The 5,021-nt window shown below is 72.3% G+C and carries 5 protein-coding genes; all 5 read left to right on the top strand.

Annotated features, from left to right (window positions below; all coding sequences use genetic code 11):
- Positions 1-921, top strand: a 921-nt coding sequence (locus ACQKIP_RS39380) for a pyridoxal phosphate-dependent aminotransferase (protein WP_427745255.1), incomplete at its 5' end; no start/stop codon positions are given.
- A gap of 23 nt (positions 922-944) precedes the next feature.
- Positions 945-1,553: a C39 family peptidase gene (locus ACQKIP_RS39375; RefSeq protein ID WP_365863232.1), complete on the top strand. Its 609-nt coding sequence runs from the start codon at positions 945-947 to the stop codon at positions 1,551-1,553.
- A gap of 35 nt (positions 1,554-1,588) precedes the next feature.
- Positions 1,589-2,815: an FAD-dependent monooxygenase gene (locus ACQKIP_RS39370; RefSeq protein ID WP_365863230.1), complete on the top strand. Its 1,227-nt coding sequence runs from the start codon at positions 1,589-1,591 to the stop codon at positions 2,813-2,815.
- Between the two features lie 82 nt (positions 2,816-2,897).
- A complete protein-coding gene (locus ACQKIP_RS39365) occupies positions 2,898-4,193 on the top strand; it encodes a VWA domain-containing protein (protein WP_365863228.1) in 1,296 nt (431 codons plus the stop codon).
- Complete coding sequence (locus ACQKIP_RS39360; RefSeq protein ID WP_365863226.1) at positions 4,193-4,990, top strand: hypothetical protein; 798 nt, start codon at positions 4,193-4,195, stop codon at positions 4,988-4,990. The genes ACQKIP_RS39365 and ACQKIP_RS39360 overlap by 1 nt, the downstream gene beginning before the upstream one ends.
- Positions 4,991-5,021 lie beyond the last annotated feature (31 nt).

Here is a 5,021-nt window from a genome sequence, read left to right as displayed (position 1 = left end):
TTCCTGGGCAACGGCGTCTCCGAGCTGGTCACCATGGCCGTCCAGGCGCTCCTGGAGGACGGCGACGAAGTCCTCATCCCCGCCCCGGACTTCCCGCTGTGGACCGCCGTGACGACCCTCTCCGGAGGCAAGGCCGTCCACTACACGTGCGACGAGTCCGCGGACTGGTACCCGGACCTGGACGACATGGCGTCGAAGATCACCGACCGGACGAAGGCCGTCGTGATCATCAACCCGAACAACCCCACGGGCGCCGTCTATCCCAAGGAGATCCTCGAAGGCATCCTCGACCTCGCGCGCCGCCACGGCCTGATGGTCTTCGCCGACGAGATCTACGACCAGATCCTGTACGACGACGCCGTGCACCACAGCGTCGCGGCCCTCGCCCCCGACCTCGTCGTGCTGACCTTCTGCGGCCTCTCGAAGACCTACCGCGTCGCGGGTTTCCGCTCGGGCTGGCTGGTCGTCACGGGCCCGCAGCAGCACGCGAAGAGCTACCTGGAGGGGCTGACGATGCTGGCCTCCATGCGGCTGTGCCCGAACGCTCCCGCCCAGTACGCCATCCAGGCCGCGCTCGGCGGCCGGCAGTCCATCCGCGAGCTGACCGCCCCGGGCGGCAGGCTCTACGAGCAGCGCGACATGGCGTGGAGCAAGCTGAACGAGATCCCCGGTGTCTCCTGCGTGAAGCCGAAGGGCGCCCTGTACGCCTTCGCGCGCCTGGACCCCAAGGTCCACCCCATCCACGACGACGAGAAGTTCGTCCTCGACCTGCTCCTCCAGGAGAAGATCCAGGTCGTCCAGGGCACGGGCTTCAACTGGCCGCGCCCCGACCACTTCCGCATCCTGACCCTCCCTTACGCTGACGACCTCGACGCGGCGATCAGCCGCATCGGCCGCTTCCTGAGCGGATACCGCCAGTGATGCCATCGGATGACGGGGGTCGTGTGCCGCTCTGTTCCGCCTGCCGGGTCCCTTCCCACACCCAGTTCGCCTCGCCCGACCTGGTCGAGCGCATCGTGTACGGCGATCTGGACCCCGCGGCCGACCCGGCCTGGCCGGAATCGGGCGCCGCCACTCTGGAGGACTACGCCCGCTGGTGCGGCCATCTGTGCGGTCTGACCTGCCTGCGGATGGCGCTGGGCCCTTCCTCGCCCTCGCTCTTCGAACTGCGGGACGGCGCGCTCAAGTACGGCGCGTACACGGAGGACGCCGACGGGGAGATCCGCGGGCTGATCTACGCCCCGTTCGCGGAGTATGTGCGCGACGCGCACGGCGTCGACGCCACGGTGCACCGGCATCTCACGGTGGAGGAGCTCACCGGCCTGCTCGACGAGGGCCGCTCGGTGATGGTCTCGGTGCACTTCGAGATCCGCCGCCCGCACCGCCCCTCGCCCGGCCGGGGCGGTCACCTGGTGCTCGTCACCGGGCGTTCCGCGGACGGGGGCCTGCATCTGCACAACCCGTCCGGGATCGACGCCGCCACGAGAACGGCGGACCTGTCACTTTCGGCCTTCGAACCGTTCTTTGCCGGTCGCGGCGTGTCCCTGCGCTGACACAGGGTCATCCCTGCTGCCAGGATGGCGCGATGATGCGTGGAGGCAGAGTCGCCGTCGTGGGCGGGAGCATCGCCGGATGCGCCGCCGCACTCGCCGCGTACCGCGGTGGCGCCGACGAGATCACGGTGTACGAACGGGCCGCGGGCCATCTCGCGGACCGGGGTGTCGGGCTCGCGGTGCACAACTCCCGGTACGTGGAGCTGGACTCCGCCGGGTATCTGGACGCGGACATGCCGTGGGTGCAGCTGGCGCGGCGCCGCTGGTATGCGCGGGACGGGTCGGCGGCGGGGCCGCTCGGGCACGAGATCGGGGCCATGCCGTTCCCTTTCCGTACCTACAACTGGGGTCCCCTGTGGCGTGAGTTGCGCGGCCGGGTGCCCGGGTCCGTGGTCTTCCGCCCGGGCGTGGCCGTGGAGAGCGTGCGACCGGGCGACGGGCACGCCGAGGTGGTCACCGCGGACGGCACCGAGCGCGTCGACCTCGTGATCGGCGCCGACGGCTACCGGTCGGTGGTCCGTGCGGCGGCGTTCGAGGCCGTGCGTCCCGCGTACGCCGGCTATCTCGCCTGGCGCGGCGCCTTCCCCGCCGACCGGCTCGCCGACCCGGAGCTGTGGGCCCGGGAGGACTGCGCGTACGTCGTCTTCCCCGGCGGTCACGTCATCATCTACCGCATCCCCGACGGCGCCGGCGGCCACCGCGTCAACTGGGTCCTGTACACCGCGCCGCCGCCGGATCTCGACCCGGGGCTCGGCCTCGACCTGCGGCTCGCCGCTCCCACCAGCCTGCCGCCCGGCGGGCTCACGGAGGCGCTCTCCTCCCATCTCCGTCATGTGTGCGACGAGTTGCTGCCTCCCTACTGGGGCGACCTCGTCCGCGCGACGGCCCCCGACGAGCTCTTCCTCCAGCCCATGTACGACTTCACCGCGCCCCGCTACACCTCGGGCCGGCTGCTCCTGGCGGGCGACGCGGCCACCGTCGCCCGGCCGCATACCGGGGCCGGCGCGGTCAAGGCGCTGCAGGACGCGACGGTCCTGGAGTCCGCCTTCGCCACGGCCACGACCTGGCCGGACGCCCTGGACACGTACGACACCGACCGCACCGTCGCCGGGGGCGCGATGGTCGATCTCGGCCGCCGCCTCGGCCGCGCGCTCGTCGAGGAGACGCCGTCCTGGCGGACGATGGACCAGACGGCCCTGGAGACATGGTGGAAACAGGCCGACGGGGGCGGCGCGTTCGGGGGCCGCGAGCTGAAGCGATGAGCCGGGGCCCCGGCCGGGACGGCGGGGCCTGATACCCACCTGCCGGTTTGGGTATGCACGCCAAGATCAATAAGATCCGGCGATGATCACAAGACATCGGCTGGCGGCCGGGGCCTTCGCCCTGCTCGCCGCCTTGACCGCCGGACTCGGCACGGCGGGCCCCGCCGCCGCCGACGACGAACCGGCACAGCCATCGCCCAAGGTCGAGCTGGTCCTCGACGTCAGCGGTTCGATGCGGGCCCGCGACATCGACGGCAAGTCACGGATGGCGGCGGCGAAGCAGGCGTTCAACGAGGTGCTCGACGCCACGCCCGACGAGGTGCAGCTGGGCATACGGACGCTGGGCGCCAACTACCGCGGCGACGACCGCAAGACGGGCTGCAAGGACACCGAGCTCCTCTACCCGGTCGCGGAGCTCGACCGTTCGGCGCGCACCGAGGCGAAGACCGCGGTGGCCACGCTCGCGCCCACCGGCTGGACGCCGATCGGCCCCACCCTCCTGAAGGCGGCCGACGACCTCAAGGACGACAACAAGGAGCGCAGCCGCCGCATCGTCCTCATCTCCGACGGCGAGGACACCTGCCAGCCGCTCGACCCCTGCGAGGTGGCCCGCAAGATCGCCGCCGAGGGCATCCACCTCACGGTCGACACGCTCGGCCTGGTGCCGGACGCCAAGACCCGCGACCAGCTGAGCTGCATCGCGGAGGCCACCGGCGGTACGTACACGTCGGTGCGGCACACCGATGAACTCTCCGGCCGCGTCAAGCAGTTGGTGGACCGCGCGGCCGACCCCGTCGCGACCCCGGTGGCGACCGAGGGCACCGCGCAGTGCTCCGACGCCCCGCAGCTGAAGGCGGGCGTCTACACCGACCGGGAGAAGTTCGGCGAGCACCGCTGGTACCGCGTCGACGTCGAGCCCGGCAAGGAGCTGCGCGCGGCCGTCAGCGTCGGCGCGGACCGCGCGGTGAACCGTGACTACGGCGTACTGCTGCGGGCCTCGACCGAGCACGGGCGCGAGATCGTGCGCGGCTCCGAGGCGGGCGACGGACGTACGGACGTGATCTCGACCGGCCTGCGTTACCCGAAGCCCGAGGACGACGGCGACAGCGACGACGGCGGCGAGCCCGCCGCCGAAACCGTGTGTCTCCAGGTCAGCAACTCCTTCTCGGCGCCCGCCTCCGTCAAGACGACTCCGGGCCTGCCCGTCGAGCTGGCCGTCGACCTGGTGGACGCGCCCGACGAGGCGTCGGACGTGGCGTCCTTCGGCCTGGGCAACGGCTGGTGGCTGCTGGGCACGCTGATCCTCGTCGGCTTCCTCGCCGGTCTGGTCTGGGGCTGGGTATCGCGCTGGCGCTTCGCGGTCTGGAGGACCAACTGATGCGTACGACACGTGTACTGCTGCGGGCCGGTCTGCTGGCCGGTGCCGCGCTGCTCGCCCTCACCGGGTCGGCCGGCGCGGCGTTCGCCGACGCGGACGACGGCGACGGCGACGCCAAGTCCGCCGCGCCGACCGAGGCCGGTACGTCGTTCCGTACGGCGACCGCGATCCCGTTGGACCAGGAGGCCACGGCGGACGCGTCCACCGGCGACTACCTGTACTGGTCGTTCCCGGCGGACATCGGACAGCGCCCCACCGTGCACGCCACGGTGAAGCTGCCCGAGGCCGCCACCCGGCACGGCGACTCCACCTGGCAGGTCGACGTGTACGACGGGCTGCGGCGCCATCAGGCGTGCCGGTTCGGCGCACAGTCACGGACCGCGGCGCAGGATGCAACCACCGTCGAGCTGTCCTGCACCCTGCGCACGGTGCGCGCCTTGGCCGAGCCGTGGGCCAACGACCCGCTGCCCGGCACGTACTACGCGCGCCTGACGGTCACCGGCCTCAAGGCGGACGACCTGGGTCTGCCGGTACAGGCCGCCATGAAGGTGACGTCGAACGACGCGGGCGGCGCGGCGGCGGTGGACGGCGCGCTCGCGGAGCCGCTGGTGCCGGGGACCGGCACGAAGACGCAGACGGCGGCCAGTGAGCCGGAGGACGGCTGGGCGTCCGGCTGGTGGTCGTCCCGCTGGCTGTGGACCGCGGGCGGCGGCGTGCTCGGCGCCCTCGCGGGCATCGGGGGTTACTGCCTGACGCGCGGCTCGGGCCGTCCCGCGCGCGTACCCGCGGGCATCTGACGACCACGACGGCGGCCGGACCGGGTATGCC

It is taken from the genome of Streptomyces sp. NPDC059900, assembly GCF_050270335.1.
Taxonomy (GTDB): domain Bacteria; phylum Actinomycetota; class Actinomycetes; order Streptomycetales; family Streptomycetaceae; genus Streptomyces.
Note: the sequence above shows the minus strand (reverse complement) of the source record. Positions and strands in the feature narration are given on the sequence as shown.